Consider the following 22,630-nt stretch of genomic DNA (forward strand, 5'->3'; position numbering starts at 1 on the left):
TAACTTGGCCATAGTTGCTTTTTTGTACAACTCCAAAATACCATTTTTGGAGAAAAAAAACAACTAAATTAGAGGCTGCCCGACTTTTCGGACAGCCTCGTTGGTTAAAACTATCCTACGTGGTGGGAACTCAGTCTGCCGTTTCCGGAAAATAAATTTTCCCGGACAGGCGCATCAGTTCGATTTCATTTTCCTTAATCGTGTACAAGGATTCGATCAAGCGACTCTCCGCCTGAAGGCGGTTTACCTGTGCGTCTCTAAATTCCAGGTAATTGGCGATTCCCAGGCGAAACCGGTCCAAGGCAATATCCGAATTTTCAACCGCCACTTCGTAATTATTTTTTTCGATCTCCAGCAACCGTTTGCTGTTTTCGTAGGTGTTGAAGGTTCGCTGCAAATCTGCCTGCAGCTGGTTTTCGAATTGCTCGATCAGGTGCCGCTGATTATTGATTTGGATTTTTGCTCCCTGAATTCGCCGGTTTAGGGAAAGGCCACTGAATAGGTTCAAACTAATGGTTGCTCCCAGATTAATCCCCTGCTGCTCGTTGCTCAACAAAAAACCCGCAGCGGAATTGAGGGTATTGTCGTTGTAGGATCCATTTAATGTGATGGTGGGCAAGCGTTGGGCACGCAGCTCCTTTAGCTGAAGGTAGGCAACGTTTTCCATTCGCTGGGTCACCAAAAACATTTTGTTATTACTGAAGGCATTGTCCCGCAAGTCTTCCAGAAACAAGTTTTCCTTAACTGTGATGGTGTCGTTTACCGCAAAATCATTTTCAGGCCCCAGTGCCAGTAATTCATTCAACGTAACCCGTGAATTTTGGATGACCTGTTCCTGACTCACCAGGGCTGTCAAATCCGCGTTATAATCCACCTGCGCGGCCAGAAAATCCCGCTTAGACGCTCTTCCAAATTCGTACTGCGCTTTGGCGATTTCCATGCGCTCGTTTGACAATTCCAGCGTGGTATTCAAGACCTCGTACCGTTGCTGCTCCAGCACCAGACGGTAGTAGGCCGTGGCAATGGCTGCGACGGTATTTTCAATCACGACCTTGGCCTCCAGTTCGCTCACTTCGGCCAGTTTGCCCAATCGCTGCAGGGCAACCACCGCATCGGCACGAAACCCATAGATGCCCACCAAACTGTAATTGTTGGTTCGGGTTTGTGCGCCGGGAATAATCCGTGGATTTTCGGGGTCGCTTACAAATGCCTGTTCCGTATCCTCTCTCCGGTAGCCCCGGGTGTTGTTTAGATCCAGGGTGGGCATCAACAGACTCGTCCCAATTTTTCGTTCGTTTTCAGTCAGCAGCACCTGGTTGGTAGCTATTTTGACATCAAAATTATTTTCCAGGCCTATTTCTACCGCCTGTTCAAAAGTCAACGTTTCTCTTTGCTGAGCAAACAGGTTGCAAGAAATTACTCCCAGAAAACCAATCAATAAAAATTTCTTCATATCAGACTCTTGCTAACCTTCCTTGTTTAGACGTTAAATATGTATATACCCCGGGTATAACAAATAAGGTAAGAATGGTGGCCAGTGCCATCCCTCCAACGACGGCCACGCCCATGGGCACCCTTCCTTCGGAACCAGCACCCAACGCCAGTGCAATGGGTAAAATACCCAATATGGTGGAAAGACTGGTCATGAGAATGGGTCTGAATCGCGCAGCCGCTGCACCCTCGATCGCCTCGGGAATACTCATTCCCTGCGCTTTTCGCTGATTGGCAAATTCCACGATTAAGATACCATTTTTGGTCACCAAACCGATCAGCATGATGATACCGATCTGACTGAATACATTCAGGGTAAAATCAAATAGCCACAACGACAACAAGGCACCGAAAATGGCCAATGGTACCGTAAACATGATCGTCAGCGGATCCAGGAAGCTCTCAAACTGTGCCGAAAGCACCAGGTAAATCAGTACCAGGGCAAAGACAAAAGCAAAAACCAAACTATTGGAACTATCCCGGTATTCCTTGGAAAGTCCGGCTACGTCCGTGGTATAGCTATCGTCCAGCACCTCTGCCGCGATCCGATCCATTTCCTCGAGACCGGTACCTACCGTTTCTCCCGGCGCAAGGCCGGCCTGAACGGTTGCGCTTACGAATCGATTGAACCGATAGAGTTGCGGGGGCGTGCTTCGCTCGGTTATGCTCACCAGGTTATCCATTTGTACCAATTGCCCGTCTTCGCCCCGAACGTAAAGCATGCGGAGGTTAATGGGTTCGTTGCGATCCTCCAGTTGCATTTCGCCCACGACCTGATACTGCTTCCCGTTCATGATGAAATAATCAAACCGTTGCCCGGAATAACTCAGTTGCAGGGTTCGGGCGATTTCCTGAACCGACACCCCAATGTTTCGTGCCTTTTCACGATCAATTTCTACCTCAATTTCCGGCTTGGTGAATTTGAGGTTTACATCGGGGAAGGTAAACACCTCGCTTTGGCCCACGCGCTCCATGAAAACCGGAATAATTTCTTTCAATTTTTCCAGGGTTTGTGCCTGGATAACGTATTGAATGGGCAAGCCGGCCCTGCGGTCACCGATGGATGGCTCTTGCGCACCAAAAGCACGTACAGAGGTTTCCCGTTTCAGATAGGCCGCTACCTCGTCAAAAATTGCCTGCTGCGAGCGTTCCCGCTGTTCGGCGTCTTTAAGAATTACCCGTATAAATCCCGAATTGGTACTTGCTGTTCCGAAACCGGGAGAAGTAACGGATATCAGTCCTTCGCGTTCCTCCTTAGGAATCAGGCTTTCCAATTCCGCGGTCATTTTGTCAATCACCCGGTCCATGTAGCCAAAGGTAGCTCCTTCCGGACCGGCCATGTTGATTCGTATTTGCCCCCGGTCTTCGATTGGTGCCAGCTCTGATGGAATAGACATAAAAAGGAAATAAGTTCCCAATCCCATAGCTCCAATCAATACGAAAGACATCCAGCGGACTTTCATAAACCCGGTCAATGCATTAACATACAATTCGTTGAGCCATAGGAAAAAAGGTTCTGTTTTTCGATGCAACCAATTTTGCCGCTCGCGTTTCTTTAGCAGTTTTGAGCTCAACATGGGCGTCATCGTTAGCGCCACAAAGGAGGAAATAATTACCGCACCGGCCACCACGACGCCAAATTCGCGAAAAAGTCGTCCGGTAGTACCGGTAAGGAAAATAACCGGCAGAAACACTGCAGCCAACGAAACGGTGGTAGCAATTACTGCAAAGAAAATCTCTTCGGCTCCCTTTTCGGCCGCCTTATCGGGATTTTCCCCTCCCTCGATTTTTGTATATATATTCTCCAATACCACAATGGCGTCGTCAACTACCAATCCAATGGACAGCACGATTCCGAGTAAGGTCAACACATTGATGGAAAACCCGGCCATATACATGATAAAGAATACACCGACCAAGCTGATAGGAATGGTCAACACGGGGATAAACGTGGTCCTCCAGTCGCGCAAAAACAGAAAAATGATCAGCACTACCAACAGGAACGCAACGAAGATCGTTTGCTGTACCTCACTGATAGAGTTCCGAATGTACTTGGTGGTATCGAATCCGATATCCAGCTGAATATCATCCGGAAGGTCCTTTTTGATAAACTCTAACCTCCTGTAAAACTCGTCGATGATTTCGATGCTGTTGGACCCCGGCAGGGGAACCATGGCAACACCTACCATGGGTATGCCATCCCGCTTCAGTACCGTGCGTTCGTTTAATGGGGCCAATTCGGCGCGGCCCACATCTTGAAAACGGACCACATTGTTCGCTTCCTCTTTAATGATCAGCCGGTTGAATTCTTCCGGAGTACTCATTCGGCTCCTTGTCCGAACGGAAAGCTCGATGGACTCGCCTTCGATCCTACCGGTAGGCAGCTCCACGTTTTCGCTCTGCACCTTGGTGAGCACATCCAATGGCGTTACCCCGTACGAAGCCATTCGCAGGGGATCCATCCGGAGCCGCATGGCATATTCCTTTTCTCCCCAAATACGTATTTCACTCACCCCGTCAATGGTTTGCAAACGCTCTTTAAAAATGTTATTGGCAATATCAGAGAGCTCAAGTAAGCTTCGATTTTCGCTTTGCACGTTCAAAAAAACGATGGGCTGGGTATCGGCGTCTTGCTTGGAAACAATGGGAGGTTCGGTATCAGGTGGCAGGTTCCGCTGCGCCCGGGAAACCTTGTCACGAACGTCATTCGCCGCTGCTTCCATGTCTGCTCCCACATCAAATTCAACCGTGATACTACTATTGCCATCATTACTGATGGAGGTCAATGACTTGATCCCGGAAATACCGTTGATGGCCTCCTCCAGTGGTTCGGTTATCTGCGCCTCGATAACGTCCGCGTTGGCGCCCACGTAGGCGGTACGAACGTTAACAACCGGGGGGTCGACGCTGGGGAATTCGCGAATACCAAGAAAAGAAATCCCTATAATACCAAAAATCATGATGGTAAGGGACATCACTATGGACAGTACCGGTCTTCGGATACTGATGGTGGATAAACTGGACATGCGTTATCAGTTGGTTAAAGTAATCGTTATGGGCATTCCATCCCTGGCTTGCAAAATTCCGGTGGTTAAAACCTGCTCGCCTGGCTTTAACCCGTCGACAATCTGTACCCGCGTATCGGTGCGTTTTCCAATGACCACTTTTCTGGATTCCGCAACTCCATCCCGGGCAACAAACACCTTATATCCCTCTAATTCAGGAACCACTGATTCGGAAGGAACCAGTAACGCATCATCTACCTCATTCAAAACCAGGCGCACCCGCACAAACATCCCCGGCAGGAACTTTTTATCCTTATTTGGACTTTTTGCCCGTATTTTTAATGTTCGCGTGGCGGCGTCTACATTCGGCTCGATGGCATATACTTCCCCTGTGGCCTCATCATTGGAGACGTTTGACCGAAAATAAATCTGCGACCCCACCTTGATTTCACTCGAGTACCGCTCGGGTATGGAAAATTCAATTTTAATGGGGTCCACGTTCACGATGGTCGCGATCACATCGGCGCTGCCGATAACACTCCCCTCGGAAACTTGCCGAAAACCCAGTTCCCCGTCAAACGGAGCGCGAATCACCATTTTATTAAGTTGTGCTTCAATCAACCGAAGGTCTGCCAAATTGGTATTGTATTGGTTGAGAACGATATCGTACTCTTCCTGACTAATTGCCTCTCTGGCAAGCAATTGTTTTTGCCTGTTTTCCTGACTTTCGTAGAGTTTTTTAGTAAAATCGAGCCGATCAAATTGCGCCCGGAGCTCGTCGTCATTGAGGTACAGCAATGGGGAACCTTTTTTCACAAACTGCCCTTCCTCAAAGGAAACCTTTTCGACCAACCCAGCCACTTCGGGCCGTAGACTAACCATTTCATTGGGTATAAGCGAACCGGTAAGATTGAGACTGTTTTCAAGCTTTTCTTCCTTTAGCGTGATCACCTCCACTGGAATGGCGTTTCGGGCCGCCGGTTGTTGCGAGGCTTGTGGAGCAGGTGTATTCTGTTTTCCGCTAAAATCAAGCCTTGGATAAAAAAATGCGATGCTTATTACCAATAGGATGACAAGCGTCAAAACGATTTTGGTCTGATTTTTCATTAGGGGCGCTGGTATTAAATTAGTTTTAGTGGCTAAATGTTTGTTACGCAAGAAACAACTATTCTCGCTTTTGTTTTACGTTTCGGAAATTAAAATTTCTTCTCCTGCTATGCTTTTTAAAAAGAGCAACACAATTCTTCTGAAAACATTCCAAGGAAGAACGAAACTAACTGATATTTTTATAATAAGGAAGTAAATAAACACGAGAGGCAAAACGAGAATGCCAATGGCAGGTAAACATCCGCGTTAACGGGAATGGTACCGGGTTTCTCCCATAAAATCAGAAAATCAGGCCACCCTGGTTAAACCAAGGTGGCCTGATCAACAGCAATCCTACAGTGGAAAACGGGAACTTCTGTTTTACTCAGCTTCCAGAACCGGCAGCATCACCTTATCGATAATGTGAACAAATCCTGTTTGGAAGATATCGTCGTTCACGGTAACCAGGGTAGAAGTTGCATGATCTTCCCCATAGGCAAGCATCACATTCGCTCCATCAATGGAAACCCTGGGCCTGACCTCCCCAGCAAATTGAGGCGTCAACAGCTGATTATTAGAAACATTGGCAGAGTAGACCAGGTCGTTTACGATATGGTACCGGACAATCTCTTCCAGCGCATCTTCACCAACCATTTCCACCAATTCATCCAAAGAACCTGCGCCAAGTTCCGCCAATAAATTTGTAAAGGCCTGGTTATCGGGGATAAATAGTGTCCGGAAATTAGCAGACAGCTGGGAATTCATCCCTAAAAAGGATACGACTTCCTTGAAAATGCTTAGTTCCGGATTTCCATCCAAATAGGCAGCCATGGTACTTGATCTGGGAAGCAACACCTCATCAATGATGTGTACCGTCCCATTCCCCATTTCTGAACGCAGAATAGTGACCGTTTGGTTATTAAACCTCACCTGGCCCCCAGATCGGTTGACGAAGATATTTTGGTCTGCATTGGTTTGAATAAAATTAAAATTCGACCGGGATAAATCGGATTGCCTGATGTTCGGCTCTGCAATATGATAGGCCAGCACGTTCTCCAGGCCTACAATATCTTCTGCCGATTCAAAGCCGTTTTCGGACATAAATGCTTCAATGGCAGCATTCGTAGGAGCGAAGACTGCCCGCTGCTCCTGCGTCTGTCGACTCACCAATAATGGCAGCAAGCCTTCACTCTCCAGGAGTTCATTGAAAATACTCAACTCTGATTGTGCCGCAATCACATTGCTCAAGAGGGCATCTTCTGTTCTTCCGGCTACCGGCTCTTCGTAATTTGCATCGATGCAGCCGGCCATCAATAGGCCCGCTGCCAGAAGAAATAGGATATTTTTAAACGTATGATTCTTCATTGGAATGTCTTCTTTGGATCACAGATCATTTGAAAATATACCTTAAGCCAACCTGCGCATTCCAGGTCTGGTTAAGGTTAAATAGGGACTGAGAAATTTGGGTAGGGTAGACGCCGGACTGACCTTGGATACTGTTTAAGGTAAATTGGGCATTGCCACTATCATCTACTCCGTTAAAATTCAACAGGTTACTTTGTATCACCTGCCTTCCCACTCCCCAAGAATCCTTCAATAGGTTTCCTACATTTAAGATATCCAGGGAAATCTGAAGCTTATGCGCATTGGTATCCTTGGTCAGGTGAAGGTCCTGTATCAACCTGAAATCGAAGCGGTGTAACCAGGGCAATGTAGCACCGTTTCTTTCGGTGACCCGGCCCCTGTTGGCGCGTAAATAGGGATCGCTCTCTATGTACTGGTCCAAAATTGCCCATTGCTCTGCAGCTGTTTGGGTGATTACGCCTCCCGACACTCGGTCCATTAGTTGCGCATCTTCAAGGCTTTCGGGGACGTACATCAAACGAATACCGCCGCCATCACCAAAATTCCCGGAATAGGTATAGCTGTATCTTCCTTGCTCACCACCCTCATAAAACAGTGATATTTGGGTGTTATTGTATTCATTCAACCCCTTGGTGTTGAAAGAAACCAGACCCACTACCCTATTCGGTTGATCAAAGCGATTGAATCCTTCTTCCGGATTATTTCTATCCGTTTGTACCGCCGTAGGCCAGAGGGAAGCTGCCTGCGAACCACCGATTAGGCCAAAATCTCTTTTTTGGCTTCTGGTATAGGCCAGGCTGGTAAAGATCCCCGATCCCCAATCTTTTTGCAAAGACAAGGTCAGGGCACTGTAGGTACCCACATCGATATTGGTTAGCAAAAACAGCTCATTGATCCGAGTGCCCTCGATCCCCTGGCTATACGTTGGATAGGCATTCCCTCCGATATTGACCGATTCACCCGTGGGGGTACTGGCAAGGTTTGCCGAAAAGGGCATGTTGTAATCGTTGGAGTGCATGGCTTCCAACGTAAAAATAAATCCGTCTCCAAATTGATAATCCGCCGCCAAATTTGACCTCCAGGTTTGGGGCAGTTTGAAGTTTTCGTCCGTCACGTTCACGGAGCTGGAGATGTTGGGCTCCTGCTCTGCCGGATTTGGTCGGTAGAAGTTGATATCGGACTGAAAGCCCTGCCATTCGCCTTCCTCCCACTGATCTGCTGTTTTTCCTACAAAACCCCTGGTAATACCATTGGCATTGATCTGGTTGGAAAGGTGCACGAAAATAGGTCTCGCTGTAAACAGTCCCGAACCCCCTCTTACCTGCAGCGAGCCATCACCCATCGCATCCCAATTGAATCCAAACCTGGGAGAGAAAACCGGATTTACCGGAGGAAACTGACTCACGTCAGGGCTGATCATCTGACCCGGCTCCCTGGGGTTTTCTACCGAAATATTCAGTGCGTCCAATCGTGGATTTCTTGGGGCATCGATGGGATAAAAAGGCATGTCTATCCGCAAGCCCCCGGTAAGTTTCAAATCTCTGGTAACCTGGTATTCATCCTGGATGTACAGGCCTACCTGTCCAAAGCTTACCTGATCGGTAGGCAACGTAAAGGGGTTGTCGGCATCGTACGTAAAACCGATGGCAAAACCATCCGGACGTACGTTCGGATTCTGATTAATCACGCTCTCCACAAAACTGTCATACGAATTATACCTGTACCAGGAATCCCAGGTGGGGTTAAAGGCATTATCGAACGTCATGTACTCAAAGTTAACCCCCGCTGTAAACGTATGGTTACCCATAAAGTAGTTAAAATTATTGGTCAAATTGAACGTCTTGTTGTCCAGGAGATTTCCCCGCGTAAACAGTTCCGTACCCATCGAAAGATAGTAAAGAGGCGTATTCCCATCGAATTCCAACACTTCAATCATCGGAAATTCCTGACCTCCGGGTACCCCTCTCTGGGTAATGGCGCTGGTATAGCCGATATTCAGTGAATTGGCCATGTTGTCTCCCAGCGTCGAATTCAACTCAGCCACGATGGATGAAACATTATTCTCAGACGTGTAATGCGTATTTCTGAACGTCAACGCTTCAATTCCGCCTCGGTTGGTATTTCTATACCGTAAACTTCCGGGTAGGCCCCTGATACTGTTTCCGTTTACGGTCACGTCCCTCAATTGCTGAAAACGGTTATAACGTACCGTTAACTTGTTTCTATCATTGACATTATAGTCCAGGCGAAAATTTAATCGGGTCGCATCGTCAGCAAACGGTATGTTCTCGTAAGCGCCGGTCTGATAGCCATACAAATCGTTCAGTTGCTGGCTGACAAATTCTGCTCGCTCAGCGGGAACTCTCGATACAATTTGGTTATCAGGAAGCAACCCTTGTTCCGGTCGTGCAGCCAATCTGTTGTCGCCCGGAAGGTCATTGATTTCCGTTTCAGCACTTACGAAGAAAAATAATTTATCCTTAATGATAGGCCCACCAAACGCAATCCCGTGAATATTGGTTTGCGAGGCGGAAAAAGGTACATCTCGGCCGCCGTTTACGGTGACACCCTGCAGGCGATCATTTCTAAAAAGGGTATACGCTGTACCTCTCCATTCATTGGAGCCGGCTTTTGTAATCGCATTCACGTTCGCACCCGTAAACCCGCTTTGGGTAACATCATACGGAGCGATGTTGACCTGAACCTCTTCAATCGCATCCAGTGATATGGGATTGCCTCCAGCAAACTGGCTGGAACCCAACCCGAAGTTATTGTTGTACAAATTCCCGTCAATGGTATAGTTGTTATACCGTTGATCTGCTCCTCCAAAACTGGTCCCGTTACTTTGAGGAGTCAGCCTGGTGAAATCATTGATCCCCCTGCTGATCGTAGGCATGGAATTAATCCGCTCGTTATTCAGGGAAGTGGAAGCCCCTGTTCTGTCAGCGTTCATGATTCCATCTCGTCGCCCAATGATTTCGACGGCTTCAAGCTCTACTCCATCGGTAAAAGTGGCATCAATGGTGTATTTCTGTCCTAAAGAAAGGATAATGCCATCGTATACCTTTTCATCGAACCCTACGAAAGAAAAGGTGACCGTGTACGGACCTCCCACCCGCATGTTTGGAAGGTTAAATCTGCCGTCGATATTGGTGACAGAACCATACCGCGTTCCAGAAGGTTCGTGGATCGCGACCACATTCGCTCCTGGCAAAGTTTCTCCGGTGTCATCCGACACCGTTCCCTGCATGCTGGCAGTGGTAACTCCCTGTGAATACGCTAAGTCCGAGCACACGGCAAGGATTAGCATCACAAAAAGACTTTTTTGTAGTAGTTGCCTCATTTTACTAGTAGTTAGGTTTAATTTGAAAACTTTCGGTTAGAAATTAGGCTAATTGGGCAAGTACAAAGATAACCCTATAATAAGACTATCGTTTTTGCAAATTGTTATGTTTTCAATTTATCCCGTAAAAGTAGTTAACAATTCCCTAACTTTAGAATTAAGAAGTAAATTTTTTAAATAGCCACTACACATTCTATAAAAATATTTTTTTACTAATTTTATTAAAAATACCATATAAAATTCCAACTACTTATTTTATTCATCGGGTAATTTACCTGAACGGGACCAGCAGCAGGATATTCAAAAAACAGCCGGATAAAATTTACCGATTGCGGCCCTGTATTTGAATTTTTACCGCTAAAGTCTTTATCTTTTGGACTCCAATTAGAATCCATTACCGAAAACCAATAAAAATGTATAAAAAAGGAATCGTTTGGCTGTATTTTTTCCTTTTTGCAGCCATGGCCGACATGGCATTGATCGTAAACCTTGAAAATCAGTTCCGAATTTATAGCAAACCCCTACTCATCGCCTCCCTGCTGGGGTATTTTCTACAATCTACCTGGCTGATTCGGGGAAGTTTGTTGCGAAAAAGTGTAGCCGCTGCCTTGGTTTTTTCTTTGATTGGGGACGTTTTGTTGCTATTTCCCACCTTGTTTCTATATGGACTGGGCGCTTTTTTTATGACCCTGATCTGCTACATCCTTGCCTTCAAACTCACCCAAAACCATAGCTTTAATCCGCTACGAGTCAATTTTATCAACATGTTTCTGTACAACTTACCGGTGTACATTATGGCCGCATTCGTTTACTTCCTGATACACCGACAATTACAAGAGCTAAAAATACCAGTGGTCATCTATCTGTTGGTGCTGGTCATGATGCTTACGCTGGCCAGAGAACGGTACGGAAGAACGCCTGCTGCAAGTTTTTGGCAGGTATTCCTTGGGGCGCTCCTTTTCTTTACGTCCAACAGCTTACTTGCACTGGACCGGTTTTTCCATCCCATCCCGGATGCCGGCATTCTGACGATGGGTGCCTATATACTTGCGCAACTGCTGATCGTGATGGGCATCCGAAGCCACCTGGTACACCCGCGCTAAGCCTCGGATAACCCAAACCGCATCCTACTCCTTTTTTGGTTGGACGGACAGGGAAAGTTCTGCCAGTTGATCTCCGGAAATGGCGCTTGGTGAATTGATCATTACATCCCTTCCTGCGTTGTTCTTTGGAAAAGCAATGTAGTCCCGGATGGAGTCGCTTCCTCCAAAAATCGCGCAAAGCCGATCGAAACCGAATGCGATGCCCCCGTGGGGGGGAGCTCCGTATTCGAAGGCTTCCATCAAAAACCCAAATTGAGCCTGCGCTTCCTCTTCCGAAAAGCCCAGGTGTCGAAACATCAGTTGCTGCCGTTCCTTATCGTGAATTCGAATGGAACCGCCTCCGATTTCCACCCCATTGATCACCAGATCGTAGGCATTGGCCCGTACGCTTCCCGGGTCCGTTTCCAGCAAAGGCAGGTCTTCCATTTTTGGGGAAGTAAAGGGATGGTGCATGGCATGGTACCGGGCGGTTTCCTCATCCCATTCCAACAGGGGAAAATCCAGTACCCAAAGGGCCTTGTATACCGTTTTGTCCCGTAAGCCCAGATCCTCTCCCAACTTGAGGCGAAGTTCGGAAAGTTGCTTGCGAGTAGTATGGAGGTCGCCAGATAAAACCAGCAGAAGATCGCCCGGCAAAGCTCCTGCTTTTTCTGCCCAGGCCTTTAAATCATCCTGGGTATAAAACTTGTCAGCCGATGATTTGAAGCTTCCGTCCGCGTTGCATTTGACGTATACCATTCCTTTGGCCCCGATCTGCGGGCGCTTCACCCAGTTGGTGAGTTCATCGAGTTGCTTCCGCGTGTACTCAGCCGCTCCTTTAGCACAAACACCAACCACCAGCTCCGCCGAATCGAACACGTTGAACCCCTTTCCCTGGGCCAGTTCGTTTAGCTCAACAAAGGTCATCCCAAACCTTAGGTCGGGTTTATCGTTGCCGTACAGCCGCATGGCATCTGCATAGGTCATGCGCACAATGTCATCCAGGTCCAACCCCTTGACCGATTGAAAAAGGTGCCGAATCAATCCTTCAAAAAGTTCCAGAATATCCTCCTGATCAACAAAGGATAATTCACAATCTATCTGGGTAAATTCGGGCTGGCGGTCAGCACGCAGGTCTTCGTCTCTGAAGCACTTCACAATCTGAAAATACCGGTCAAAACCGCTCACCATTAGCAATTGCTTGAAGGTTTGAGGCGATTGGGGCAATGCATAGAACTCCCCGGGATGGATGCGGCTTGGAACCACAAAGTCCCGCGCTCCTTCCGGAGTGGATTTGATCAATACCGGCGTCTCAACCTCGATAAAATTGGATTGATCCATGTATTTCCGGGTTTCCTGCATCATCCGGTGCCTCAGGTGAAGCTTTTCCCGGATGGTATTTCTTCGTAGATCGAGGTACCGGTATTTCATCCGCAAGTCTTCGCCTCCATCCGTTTCGTCTTCGATAATGAAGGGTGGCACCTTGGCTTTGTTCAATACCTGAATTTCTGCCACTTTTATCTCAATATCCCCGGTGGGGATCTTGTTGTTTTTGGCGGTACGTTCAATGACCTTCCCAGTGGCCTGTACCACAAACTCCCGCCCCAATGAGGCGGCAGTTTTGAGCATGGCGGCATCCGATTCGCCTTCTTCAAAAATTAACTGCGTGATTCCATACCTGTCCCGTAAATCCACCCAAATCAAACCACCTTTGTTTCGTACCCGTTGCACCCAGCCGGCAAGGGTTACTATTTTATTCAGATCCTCCAACCGCAACTCCCCACAAGTATGTGTCCTAAGCATAAATTTTTACGTTTTTTTGCAATGAATCGCCAAAGATAAACATTCAATGCAGAGATTGCTATTTTAGCCCCAAGATTAAACAATAGGCGGGTATTTTTACACGTTGAAAGGAGCAAACCAAAGGTGGGAATTAAATTAATCCCGTATATTGAGGCAGAAATTTCCTAAACAAGGCTGCTTTATGCGGAAAATTGACTTATTTTGTGTAGCTTTTATTATTTAAACTTGATTTCATGAAAAAATTTTGGACATACGGCGGAATCGTCTTGATTATTGGCATGACCTATTGGGTGATTCAGAAAAACGAAATTCCCGCCGAGGAAGTTGACAAGACCGATCTCCTGGAGCCCCTGGAAAGCATCCCTGTAGAAGAAAATTTGCTCTACGGAATCAACGTGGACGAGCTCGATATTACCGAGGGAATCGTACGGAGAAACGAAACACTTTCCGCCATCCTCGCCCCGTTTAACGTACCTTATCAAATTATCGATGAAATCGCCAAAAAATCTGCGGAGATTTTCGATGTCAAAAAGATCGCTTTTAATAAAAAATACACGGTTCTCACACCGAGAGATTCCCTTCGACAAGCGCGGTTTTTTATTTACGAACCAAACCCGACCGAATTTGTGGTATTCAAACTGGATCAGCCCGAAATTTACAAAGAGAGCAAACCAATGGAAATCATCGACAGGGAAATCGGGGGCACCATTACTTCTTCCCTGTATGTAAACATGACCGAGTTGGGGCTTACCCCGGATCTGATTGACCAGTTTGCTGATTTGTACGGCTGGGTGGTCGATTTCCAACGCTTGCAAAAAGGCGATAAATTTAAGGTCATCTTCAAAGAACAGCAAGTAGAAAACAGAACGGTGGGTATAGAGGATATTGAAGCCGCTTATTTCGAGCACATGGGACAGGGGTACCACGCCATCCCGTTCGAGCAAAATGGAATCGTTTCTTATTTTGATCAGGAAGGGAATAGCCTCAAAAAGGCCTTTCTACGTGACCCCCTCCGATTTACCCGCATCAGCTCCCGCTATAGCCTCAGTCGTTTCCACCCGGTACAAAAGCGCTACAAAGCCCATTTGGGAACGGATTATGCCGCGCCCAGGGGAACGGAAATCCGTACGGTAGGCGACGGTACCGTATTGGAAGCGGGATACAGTGGGGGAAATGGAAACTACGTCAAAATTAAGCACAACGGCACCTACACCACCCAATACCTACACATGTCCAAAATCGGAAAAGGTATTCGCAAAGGTACCCGGGTGAAGCAAGGGCAGGTTATAGGCTACGTGGGAAGTACCGGCCTTGCCACCGGTCCCCACCTATGTTTCCGCTTCTGGAAACACGGCAAACAGGTGGATTGGCTAAAGGAGGACATCCCACCCGCAGAACCCATCGCGGAAGAGAACCTGCAGGCTTTCGAACAAATAAAGTCAGAAAAAATAACCAAACTGCTGGCGATCCCCTACAGTGAAAAAACAGAATTACTTACAAGTTCTTTTGCTGACTGACAACGGTTCAAATTTACACCTATACAAAAGGAAGTTGTATCGGATTTAAAAATATCGGCTCAAGTTCAACCCATTACCAAAACTGAATATTCAATAAGGTTAATCGAATATCGGTGTTGATTTGGTAAAAAAAATCGGCATCTTTTGCAAAGATTTAACACTTCCGGTGAAAAAATAATTATTTCGTCAGATTTCTTCCTGACATGATTTTATTCGTTTTGGATTTCTCAGGATTATGCCCGATCATGCCCAAGCTCTCACTTTTGCGAAAATGGGAAAGTTTCCATTTTTTTAGTTATAATAAAACATAAAACAAACTTTAATTTGGGTTTATGGCTTTATAATCATTATTGGCAATAATTTATTTTACACCTGCCTGGTTCTCGCTTTCCTCTGAGGCAATCGCCACCTCGGGAGAACCAGCGATGCATCTTAGACCTCAATAGTTGTCATTAATTTCTGATTATCAGTATTTTAAGTATATTTTTTTTCTTTAGTTTCCAAATTTTTCGGACAAAATGGCCGATTATCTCAAACATTGGCTAACTTCCCTATTCCACTAACAACTAACACATGAGAAAGAAATTACCACTAATTTTATTAGTCGGGCTTTTCGTGCAATTTTCTTTTGCGCAGACCCAACGAATTAGCGGAACAATCCTATCCGCAGAAGACAACTCTCCCATACCCGGAGTGAGTATACTGGTCAAAGGCTCCACGACCGGAACCGTTTCTGACCTGGATGGCAACTATGCCTTTGATGTCCCTTCGCAAGCAGAAACCCTCGTCTTTTCCTTTATTGGTATGGCCACGCAGGAAGCGGTCATCGGAGGTCGCTCGGTGATCGATGTATCGATGGCTTCCAGCATGAATGCATTAAATGAAGTCGTCGTCACGGCTATCGGTATTGAACGGGAAAAGAAAGCCCTGGGCTATGCCGTTTCCGAGGTAGACTCGGAGGACCTCACCCAACGCTCCGAACCGGATGTGGTACGTGCACTAAATGGAAAGGTGGCCGGCGTGCTCATTCAAGGCTCAGGTGGCGTGACCGGAGGCAATACCAACATCACCATTCGCGGAAGCTCTTCCCTTACCGGAAACAATCAACCCTTATTTGTCGTGGATGGAATTCCTTTCGATAACTCTACCCAGGGCTTCTCTAATTCGGAGGGAAATAGCGTTACGAACCGCTCCTTCGACATAGATCCAAATATTGTTGCTTCGGTAACGGTATTAAAGGGAGCTGCCGCTGCGGCACTATATGGATCTAGAGCCCAAAATGGCGTCGTGATCATAACGACCAAAAGTGGGAGCGGAATTTCCCGCAAAGGAATGGAAGTCAGCTATAGCACCTCCTTCGGCGTCGAGGAAGTAGCCAAGCTTCCGGATTACCAAAACGAGTACGGACAAGGTGGCAACGGAAATGTATACATCGAAAACTATTTCGGTTCCTTTGGCGCGCCCTACACGGCCTACGACTCCGTGCCGCATCCGTATACCAACCCTGCCTTGGGTCCCTATCTCAACTCCCCTTCCTACCAAAACGTAGCTACCCGCGGAGACAACGTCCGGTACCAGCCCTTTACGGATAAATACCGGAACTTTTTCGAGCGGGGACAATTACAGGAACACGCCGTATCGGTGCAATCGGGGGGAGAAAAAACATCGGTTTCGGCGGGCCTTTCCTGGATGGACAATACCGGGATCATCCCGAATTCCTCGGTCAACCGAATTTCGGCAAACGTAGGCGGAAATGCGGAATTGGACAATGGGTTGAAACTAAGTGCTTCACTCAATTACGTGAGTACCGTGCAAAAAAACCCGGCACTCGGTAGCGGTAATTTTGGTGGTTTTAATCAATCGGCCGCTCAGTTGGTCTTGTGGATGCCCACGAGTTTTGACCTGGACGGCTATCCCTACCAACGGGATGAAGACGGAGGTGCCATGTACTACCGTACCGCAAACAACCCCCTATGGGTGGCGGATAACTCCATGAACGAAAGCAATGTGGACCGCTACTTTGGAAACATCAAAGCCAGCTATGACCTGACCGACTGGCTCTCGGTGGCCTACCAACTTGGATACAATGCCTACACCGATCGTCGGTTTTTTATGATGGAGCCAGGAGGCTTCGGTTCGGCTATTCAGCAATCCGGTTTCATGCGCAGATCCAATTTCTCCAACGCAGAATTGGACGGGAACCTTTTGATCAACATCAACAAAGCCCTTTCGGATGACTTTTACCTACGCACCATCACGGGCTGGAATATCAACCAACGCACCACTACGACCAACCAATTTGGTGGAAATGGAGTCATCGAACGGGGCATTCAATCGTTTACAAACACCTCTTCGCAGTTTATTATTGAAGACCGCTTCGTCCGAAGAAGGTTTGCCGGCTTGTTTGCCGATGTTTCGCTGGCTTATCAGGAATGGGCCTTTTTGAACCTGACGGCAAGAAACGATTGGTCCTCCACCTTGCCGGAAAACAACCGGAGCTACTTTTATCCCGGACTTAGTACCTCTGTCATTCTGAGCGATGCGCTGGAATGGAACAGCTCTTTTCTTGATTATGCCAAAATCAGGGCAGGTATCGGGCAGGTTGGAAACGACGCCGATCCCTATCTTACTACCAACAATTTCCTACTCAACCAACCAGTGAATAGTGGCGGCGGTAGTACCCAATTTCCGTTTGCAAACCAATACGGCACTGTAAACGGCTCCGCCATCAACAGCAACCGGGGTAATCCACTCTTAAAACCCGAGCTCACCACCGAAACCGAACTGGGCACCGAGTTGCTATTCCTAAACCAACGAATCGGTCTGGACTTCACCTACTACGACCGTACCACGGAAAACGGAATCACCGCAATCAATGTCCCTCCCTCCAGTGGTTCGGCCACTCAGGTGGTTAATATTGGAAAGGTACGAAACCGAGGGATTGAAATCGGCTTGAACCTAAAAGTTTTGGAACGCCCCAATGGCTTTAACTGGGATATTTTTACCGCCTTTACACGAAACAGAAACGAGGTTTTGGAACTACAGGAAGGAGTGGACCAAATCGTTTTAACCAGCAGTGCCGGAAGTAGTGAAATTGTGCAAATCGCGCATCGTACCGGGCAGCCGTTTGGTGTACTCATCGGTAGGAAGGCCATCCGCGACGCGGCAGGCAACCTACTTATCGATGGATTACCAGGAACTACCTTTGGAAAGTACATTGACAATCCGGAACCCCAGGTGATCGGAGATCCCAACCCGGATTTTGTCGTGGGGATTACCAACGACTTCTCCTACAAAGGGCTAAAGCTAGCCGTGGTGATGGACTGGGTGCAGGGAGGAGACCTGTATTCCAAATCCAACCGGGAAATTGTCGGACGAGGTCTAACGAACGACGCGGGTGACCGGATGGTTTCCCGAATCATGCCCGGATACATCGCTGCCAGAAACGCAGACGGAAGTCTCACCCGGGATGAAAATGGTAATTACATGGCGGCAGTAGACGCCAGCGGTGAACCCATTCGAAACACCATCAACATTACCAATTTTAATTGGTGGTACGACCGCGGCGGCTTCGGCTGGAATGCCGCTGAAGAGTTTCATACCTTCGATGCGACGGTGTTCCGACTGAGAGAAGTAGCGCTCAGTTACAGCTTTCCGGCGCGATGGCTCCAAAAAACCCCCTTTGGTTCTGCCAATCTAGGCATGTCGGGGAGAAACCTGTGGTTTATCACACCGAATCTTCACGAGGGTTTAAACCTGGATCCGGAAACGAGTTCCTTTCCCGGCCTGAGAGGTATTGACTTTATCGGTGTGCCATCGGCAAGAAGATACAGCATGAATTTATCCGTGACCTTTTAATTAGCTCTGAAAATGAATCGATTTTCTTTCACATATACCGCTTCAGTGACCCTGATTTGCTGTCTGGGTTGCCTATTTTCCTGCAGTGAAGACCTGCTGGATATCAACAACGACCCCAACACCTCCACCCAACTGGCCCTGCCAAATACCCTGGCATTTGCACAGGTATCCCTGGTGTCAAACCTTTTGGATGTACCCAATACCAATGCGGGTTCGTTCAGTCGCATGTGGTATACCACTGCCATCCGAAACTACGAGCAAAACCAAGGCACCTACAGCGAGTCCTGGGTCAATCTGTATTCCAGACCGCTGGCAAACCTGCAAGCGATACTGGACGGCTCATCAGAGGAGGATCTGGGCTACAGGGGTATTACCCGCCTGTTAAAGGCCTACACATTCAGTGTCATGGTGGACCTGTATGGGGACGTACCCTACTTTGAAGCACTGAATCCTGAGGTTACCTTTCCATCCGTAGACCAGGGAGAAGCCATCTATGCCGATCTCCTGCTGCAGATAGATCAGGGGATTCAGGAATTGAGTGCCGCCTCCGGCAGTGTGCAAGGAGACATGATCTACGGGGGCGACCGCAGCAAATGGATCAAAATGGGCAATACCCTGAAACTAAAGCTATACGCACAGACACGGAAGGAAAACTCCATCAATTCCGTACAAGGCTTCAATCAACTGATAAACGCGGACTTGATTTCCTCCGCCTCGGATGACTTTCAGTTAAAATACGGCAGTCAGCAAACGCCCAATCAGAACCGGCACCCCCTGCATGTCAACCATTACAATCAGGCCACGGCTTACTGGATGGACAACTGGACCATGGCAAATTTGCTAAACGACGGGACCATTAGTGGCGTGACGGGTCGCCGGGTTTCCTACCGCACTGTGGAAGACCCACGGCTAAGGTATTACCTGTTCCGACAAGTTCCCGGCGATGGCGGCGGATCGGTGGTAACCTGCGCCGGGGGAGGCTGTCCCATTGGGCTTATTGGCAATGGGTACCTGGGTCGGGACGCAGGAGATCCCTCTGCGTTTTCCAACGAAGGAGCATTGATCGCCACTTTTGGGGTGTACCCGGTTGGCGGATTGGTGGATACCGACGCCCCCAGAACGGTCACGGCATCGGACGGAACCGGACGGGGTGTGTTTCCCATGTTGACCTCGTTCATGGTCAAGTTTCTGCATGCCGAAATGGCACTGACCACCGCTACCGATGGCGATCCGCTGGCGCTATTGACCGACGCCATCGGCCTGTCTATGGAAAAAGTGAAAAACTTTGGCGCCGAGGAAATGCCTTCCATCGTAGGTAGCCCCTACGAAATGTCCTCCGAGGCAATCGCTGCCTATATTGCCGATGTACAAGCCCGGTACAACGCCACCGAAAGCGAGGAAGAAAAACTCAACATTATCATGACGGAATACCAATTGGCACTGTGGGGAAATGGCATCGAGGCGTACACGAATTACCGACGGACGGGTTATCCAGACTTCGCAGAAACTTCTCCGGTCATGGGAAATCCTCCCTATCCGCAGCGATTCATCATTCCCGTTTCGGAATTGGAAACCAATCCTTCCCTGGCCGATTACAGTCCGGATCCCTTTGAACCGGTTTTCTGGAGCCAACCCTGATCATGAACGTACTTTAATCACAAGAAAATGAAACGACATTCCTATATCTCACTCGTTGCCCTGGCCCTTACCTTTAGTAGCTGTCTGGAAGAAGATTCCATCAAAGAACCGGACTACGAAGTGGGCATCATCGCCAATGCCAGCCTGGAACCCGGCAAATACTGGTTCAATATCCTGGAACTCGAGTCCAGCGAAGTAGCCTTTGACCTAAGCTACGAAGGCTTCGGCGTTCATACGGCTTCGTCCATCGAATTGTTTCTAAACCGCGGTTCTAACCGGGTTTCCCTGGGTAATTTTACCGACTTTCCCTCGTCCATTTCCATGACAGGCGCGGAGGCCTATGGGTATTTTGGCGAATCACCTGCTTCCATAGCAGACGCAGGTCTGTCCCGGGACGAATTTCGGATTACCTACGAAATTACAACAAGCGAAGGGTTGCGGTTTTCGCAGTACGGTCAGTACTACAACTACAACCCCTCGCTGGACGGGCGGTATACGGGCCGGTATGCGCAGTTTTATACCAATCTGCCCGGATTTGGAACGCTGGTTTTGGAGGTACGGCCTCCCAATCCGCAGAATCCCAACGAACAAAATTAGGACAGACCGCGAATTAGCAGATTTCGTCAAAACAAAAAATGGAGCTACTAGAGCTCCATTTTTTTGTTTTTTTAGTAATTCATCAATCACCTAACAGCGAACGTTAATCCAGAAGGACAAACCCAATTGAACACCTAAAACTGGGGTCTTTTATTTTTCTCCCCCGGTTTTATATACCCTTCGCCTATGAGCTGTTTTAAATAACCCGTAGAATGCAACCACACGCGTTTTCCAGAAAACCGTTTTTGGTGACGCCGGTTGACCCCGGCAGGTTGCCTACTGCAACCCAATTTCGTCAAAACCTTCAGGTGCCCGTCGGTGCCGGGTAAGCTGCTCGTACGCATGAGAAATACTGAATAATTCTCCCTCACTAAAGGGCCTTCCAAGCAGCTGGAATCCGGCTGGATACCTTCCATAGGAGTAGCCCATCGGCACGGCGATGGCTGGAAAACCCGTTGGTGGTGAAAGCTTTCCGCTGGTATCCCCCCGGGGACCATTAAGGTCACCGATCAATCTGGGCGGATAGGTAAAGGAGGGGTAGATAAGCGCGTCTAGTTCCAGGCTATCCATTACACCGAGGATTCGGTTCCGCAATTCCTGTCGCAACGCCATGTTTTTTTCCCAATCAGGATGCGCTTCGGGAACATCCACGTCATTTTGTGCATCGATCAAGCGCTTCTCTAAGTACGGGTGGTATTTTTCGGAATCAATGATTTCCTGCAGCGATTTGTAGGCAGCACTGTCTCCAAGACTGGCCAGGTAGGCATTGTAGTCTCGCTTCAATTGCCGGATGCGGGTCCCGGACTCGTTCAGGGAGTCCAGTTCCTCAATCCGGACGCTATCCAAAAGGATGGCACCACCCGCGCGCAAATCATCCAATGCAGTCATCATCAGGGAATAAACGCTGGTATCTGATTCTGCTTTCGGAAAAAGCTGATGCAATACACCGATTCGCTTCCCGTTCAACGAACTCCCTTCAAGAAACGGCAGGTAGGAATCCGGCTTGGAAGCCACACTGGCCTGCGTAACGGTATCTGCCTCATCGTATCCTGCGATGACATCGAATACGCGTACGGCGTCTTCAACCGTTCTGGCCATAGGACCACCAATGTCATTGGTAAGCGCAAGCGGTACAATGCCATCCCTGCTGGTCAATCCCATGGTGGACCGTATGCCGACGAGGGCCTGATGGGAAGATGGTCCCCTGATGGAACTTCCGGTATCGGTACCTAATCCGACAACCGCTAAACTCGCAGCGATAGCCGCACCGGTACCCCCGCTGGAGCCGGCAGTGGTTCGGCGGGTATCGTAGGGATTTCTACTGTACCCCGGCAGTACCGAACTAACGGAAAATTCTCCACTGGAGGCAAATTCCGCCAAATTCGCCTTGGCGATAATGATGGCGCCAGCCTCCCTTAGCCTCCTTACCTGAAACGCGTCATCGGGCGGGTAAGATTCTTTGAGCGCGAGCGTACCGTTACTGGTGGGCATTCCCTTTACATCGTAATTGTCTTTTACGATGAGGGGGATACCGTGCAAAGGTCCCACTTTTCCGCTTGCGGCGTATACGCTGTCCAGGTACCTGGCCGTTTCCATGGCCTCCGGATTCACGATGATTATTGAATTGATGGAAGGCCCCTGTTTGTCAAACGCCTCGATTCGCCGAAGGTATCCTTCTACCAGGTATTGTGCGGTAACGTCTCCCTTCTCCATTGCCGCATGAATGCCGGCAATGGTGGCCTCAAGCAATGGAAAATTGGATTCGTTCGCATTTGGTGAGCTGCAGGCAAGGCCAACCAGTGAGAACACAAGCATCACCTGCACTGATTTTTTTATAAACATGGG

Annotated in this window: 12 protein-coding genes; 5 read left to right on the forward strand and 7 right to left on the reverse strand. The window is 48.2% G+C overall.

Features of this window, described 5'->3' with window-relative positions; all coding sequences use genetic code 11:
• Nucleotides 1–130: 130 nt before the first annotated feature.
• The 5 genes from GCU44_RS05835 to GCU44_RS05855 all read right to left on the reverse strand — a co-directional run bounded on the left by GCU44_RS05835 (nt 131) and on the right by GCU44_RS05855 (nt 10,290).
• Nucleotides 131–1,453: a TolC family protein gene (locus GCU44_RS05835; RefSeq protein ID WP_154855035.1), complete on the reverse strand. Its 1,323-nt coding sequence runs from the start codon at nt 1,451–1,453 to the stop codon at nt 131–133.
• 1 nt (nt 1,454) lies between these two features.
• On the reverse strand, nt 1,455–4,517 hold the full coding sequence (locus GCU44_RS05840) for an efflux RND transporter permease subunit (protein WP_154855037.1): 3,063 nt from the start codon (nt 4,515–4,517) through the stop codon (nt 1,455–1,457).
• Nucleotides 4,518–4,523: 6 nt separating this feature from the next.
• On the reverse strand, nt 4,524–5,603 hold the full coding sequence (locus GCU44_RS05845; protein ID WP_154855039.1) for an efflux RND transporter periplasmic adaptor subunit: 1,080 nt from the start codon (nt 5,601–5,603) through the stop codon (nt 4,524–4,526).
• A gap of 360 nt (nt 5,604–5,963) precedes the next feature.
• Nucleotides 5,964–6,947 carry a fasciclin domain-containing protein gene (locus GCU44_RS05850; protein WP_154855041.1) on the reverse strand — a complete coding sequence of 328 codons (984 nt, stop codon included), beginning with the start codon at nt 6,945–6,947 and terminating at the stop codon, nt 5,964–5,966.
• A gap of 25 nt (nt 6,948–6,972) precedes the next feature.
• Entirely contained in the window at nt 6,973–10,290 is a 3,318-nt protein-coding gene (locus GCU44_RS05855; RefSeq protein ID WP_154855043.1) for a TonB-dependent receptor, read from the reverse strand.
• A 413-nt stretch (nt 10,291–10,703) separates the two neighbouring features.
• On the opposite strand from GCU44_RS05855, the gene GCU44_RS05860 reads away from it, so the two are divergent.
• Nucleotides 10,704–11,393: a lysoplasmalogenase gene (locus GCU44_RS05860; protein ID WP_154855045.1), complete on the forward strand. Its 690-nt coding sequence runs from the start codon at nt 10,704–10,706 to the stop codon at nt 11,391–11,393.
• 24 nt (nt 11,394–11,417) lie between these two features.
• On the opposite strand, the gene aspS is transcribed toward GCU44_RS05860, so the two are convergent.
• Nucleotides 11,418–13,175 (reverse strand): aspartate--tRNA ligase, encoded by a 1,758-nt coding sequence (aspS, locus tag GCU44_RS05865; RefSeq protein WP_154855047.1) that lies wholly within the window; start codon nt 13,173–13,175, stop codon nt 11,418–11,420.
• Between the two features lie 233 nt (nt 13,176–13,408).
• Between aspS and GCU44_RS05870 the strand changes: the two genes are divergently transcribed.
• The 4 genes from GCU44_RS05870 (at nt 13,409) to GCU44_RS05885 (ending at nt 20,785) form a co-directional block, all read left to right on the forward strand.
• Nucleotides 13,409–14,692 (forward strand): M23 family metallopeptidase, encoded by a 1,284-nt coding sequence (locus GCU44_RS05870; protein ID WP_154855049.1) that lies wholly within the window; start codon nt 13,409–13,411, stop codon nt 14,690–14,692.
• Nucleotides 14,693–15,265: 573 nt separating this feature from the next.
• Nucleotides 15,266–18,550, forward strand: coding sequence for a SusC/RagA family TonB-linked outer membrane protein (locus GCU44_RS05875; protein WP_154855051.1), 3,285 nt, complete (start codon nt 15,266–15,268; stop codon nt 18,548–18,550).
• Between the two features lie 12 nt (nt 18,551–18,562).
• Nucleotides 18,563–20,188, forward strand: a complete 1,626-nt coding sequence (locus tag GCU44_RS05880) for a SusD/RagB family nutrient-binding outer membrane lipoprotein (RefSeq protein WP_154855053.1) — start codon at nt 18,563–18,565, stop codon at nt 20,186–20,188.
• Between the two features lie 27 nt (nt 20,189–20,215).
• Complete coding sequence (locus GCU44_RS05885) at nt 20,216–20,785, forward strand: hypothetical protein (RefSeq protein WP_092171553.1); 570 nt, start codon at nt 20,216–20,218, stop codon at nt 20,783–20,785.
• A 276-nt stretch (nt 20,786–21,061) separates the two neighbouring features.
• On the opposite strand, the gene GCU44_RS05890 is transcribed toward GCU44_RS05885, so the two are convergent.
• Complete coding sequence (locus GCU44_RS05890; protein WP_241684854.1) at nt 21,062–22,627, reverse strand: amidase; 1,566 nt, start codon at nt 22,625–22,627, stop codon at nt 21,062–21,064.
• Nucleotides 22,628–22,630 lie beyond the last annotated feature (3 nt).

Source organism: Cyclobacterium xiamenense (genome assembly GCF_009467825.1).
Classification (GTDB): Bacteria; Bacteroidota; Bacteroidia; order Cytophagales; family Cyclobacteriaceae; genus Cyclobacterium; species Cyclobacterium xiamenense.

What these genes read in the sequence shown, in the direction of transcription:
- GCU44_RS05870 (WP_154855049.1), top strand. Translation starts at nt 13,409, where the DNA reads ATGAAAAAATTTTGGACATACGGCGGAATCGTCTTGATTATTGGCATG.
- GCU44_RS05875 (WP_154855051.1), top strand. Translation starts at nt 15,266, where the DNA reads ATGAGAAAGAAATTACCACTAATTTTATTAGTCGGGCTTTTCGTGCAA.
- aspS (WP_154855047.1), bottom strand. Translation starts at nt 13,175, where the DNA reads ATGCTTAGGACACATACTTGTGGGGAGTTGCGGTTGGAGGATCTGAAT.
- GCU44_RS05845 (WP_154855039.1), bottom strand. Translation starts at nt 5,603, where the DNA reads ATGAAAAATCAGACCAAAATCGTTTTGACGCTTGTCATCCTATTGGTA.
- GCU44_RS05855 (WP_154855043.1), bottom strand. Translation starts at nt 10,290, where the DNA reads ATGAGGCAACTACTACAAAAAAGTCTTTTTGTGATGCTAATCCTTGCC.
- GCU44_RS05890 (WP_241684854.1), bottom strand. Translation starts at nt 22,627, where the DNA reads ATGTTTATAAAAAAATCAGTGCAGGTGATGCTTGTGTTCTCACTGGTT.
- GCU44_RS05835 (WP_154855035.1), bottom strand. Translation starts at nt 1,453, where the DNA reads ATGAAGAAATTTTTATTGATTGGTTTTCTGGGAGTAATTTCTTGCAAC.
- GCU44_RS05860 (WP_154855045.1), top strand. Translation starts at nt 10,704, where the DNA reads ATGTATAAAAAAGGAATCGTTTGGCTGTATTTTTTCCTTTTTGCAGCC.
- GCU44_RS05840 (WP_154855037.1), bottom strand. Translation starts at nt 4,517, where the DNA reads ATGTCCAGTTTATCCACCATCAGTATCCGAAGACCGGTACTGTCCATA.
- GCU44_RS05885 (WP_092171553.1), top strand. Translation starts at nt 20,216, where the DNA reads ATGAAACGACATTCCTATATCTCACTCGTTGCCCTGGCCCTTACCTTT.
- GCU44_RS05880 (WP_154855053.1), top strand. Translation starts at nt 18,563, where the DNA reads ATGAATCGATTTTCTTTCACATATACCGCTTCAGTGACCCTGATTTGC.
- GCU44_RS05850 (WP_154855041.1), bottom strand. Translation starts at nt 6,947, where the DNA reads ATGAAGAATCATACGTTTAAAAATATCCTATTTCTTCTGGCAGCGGGC.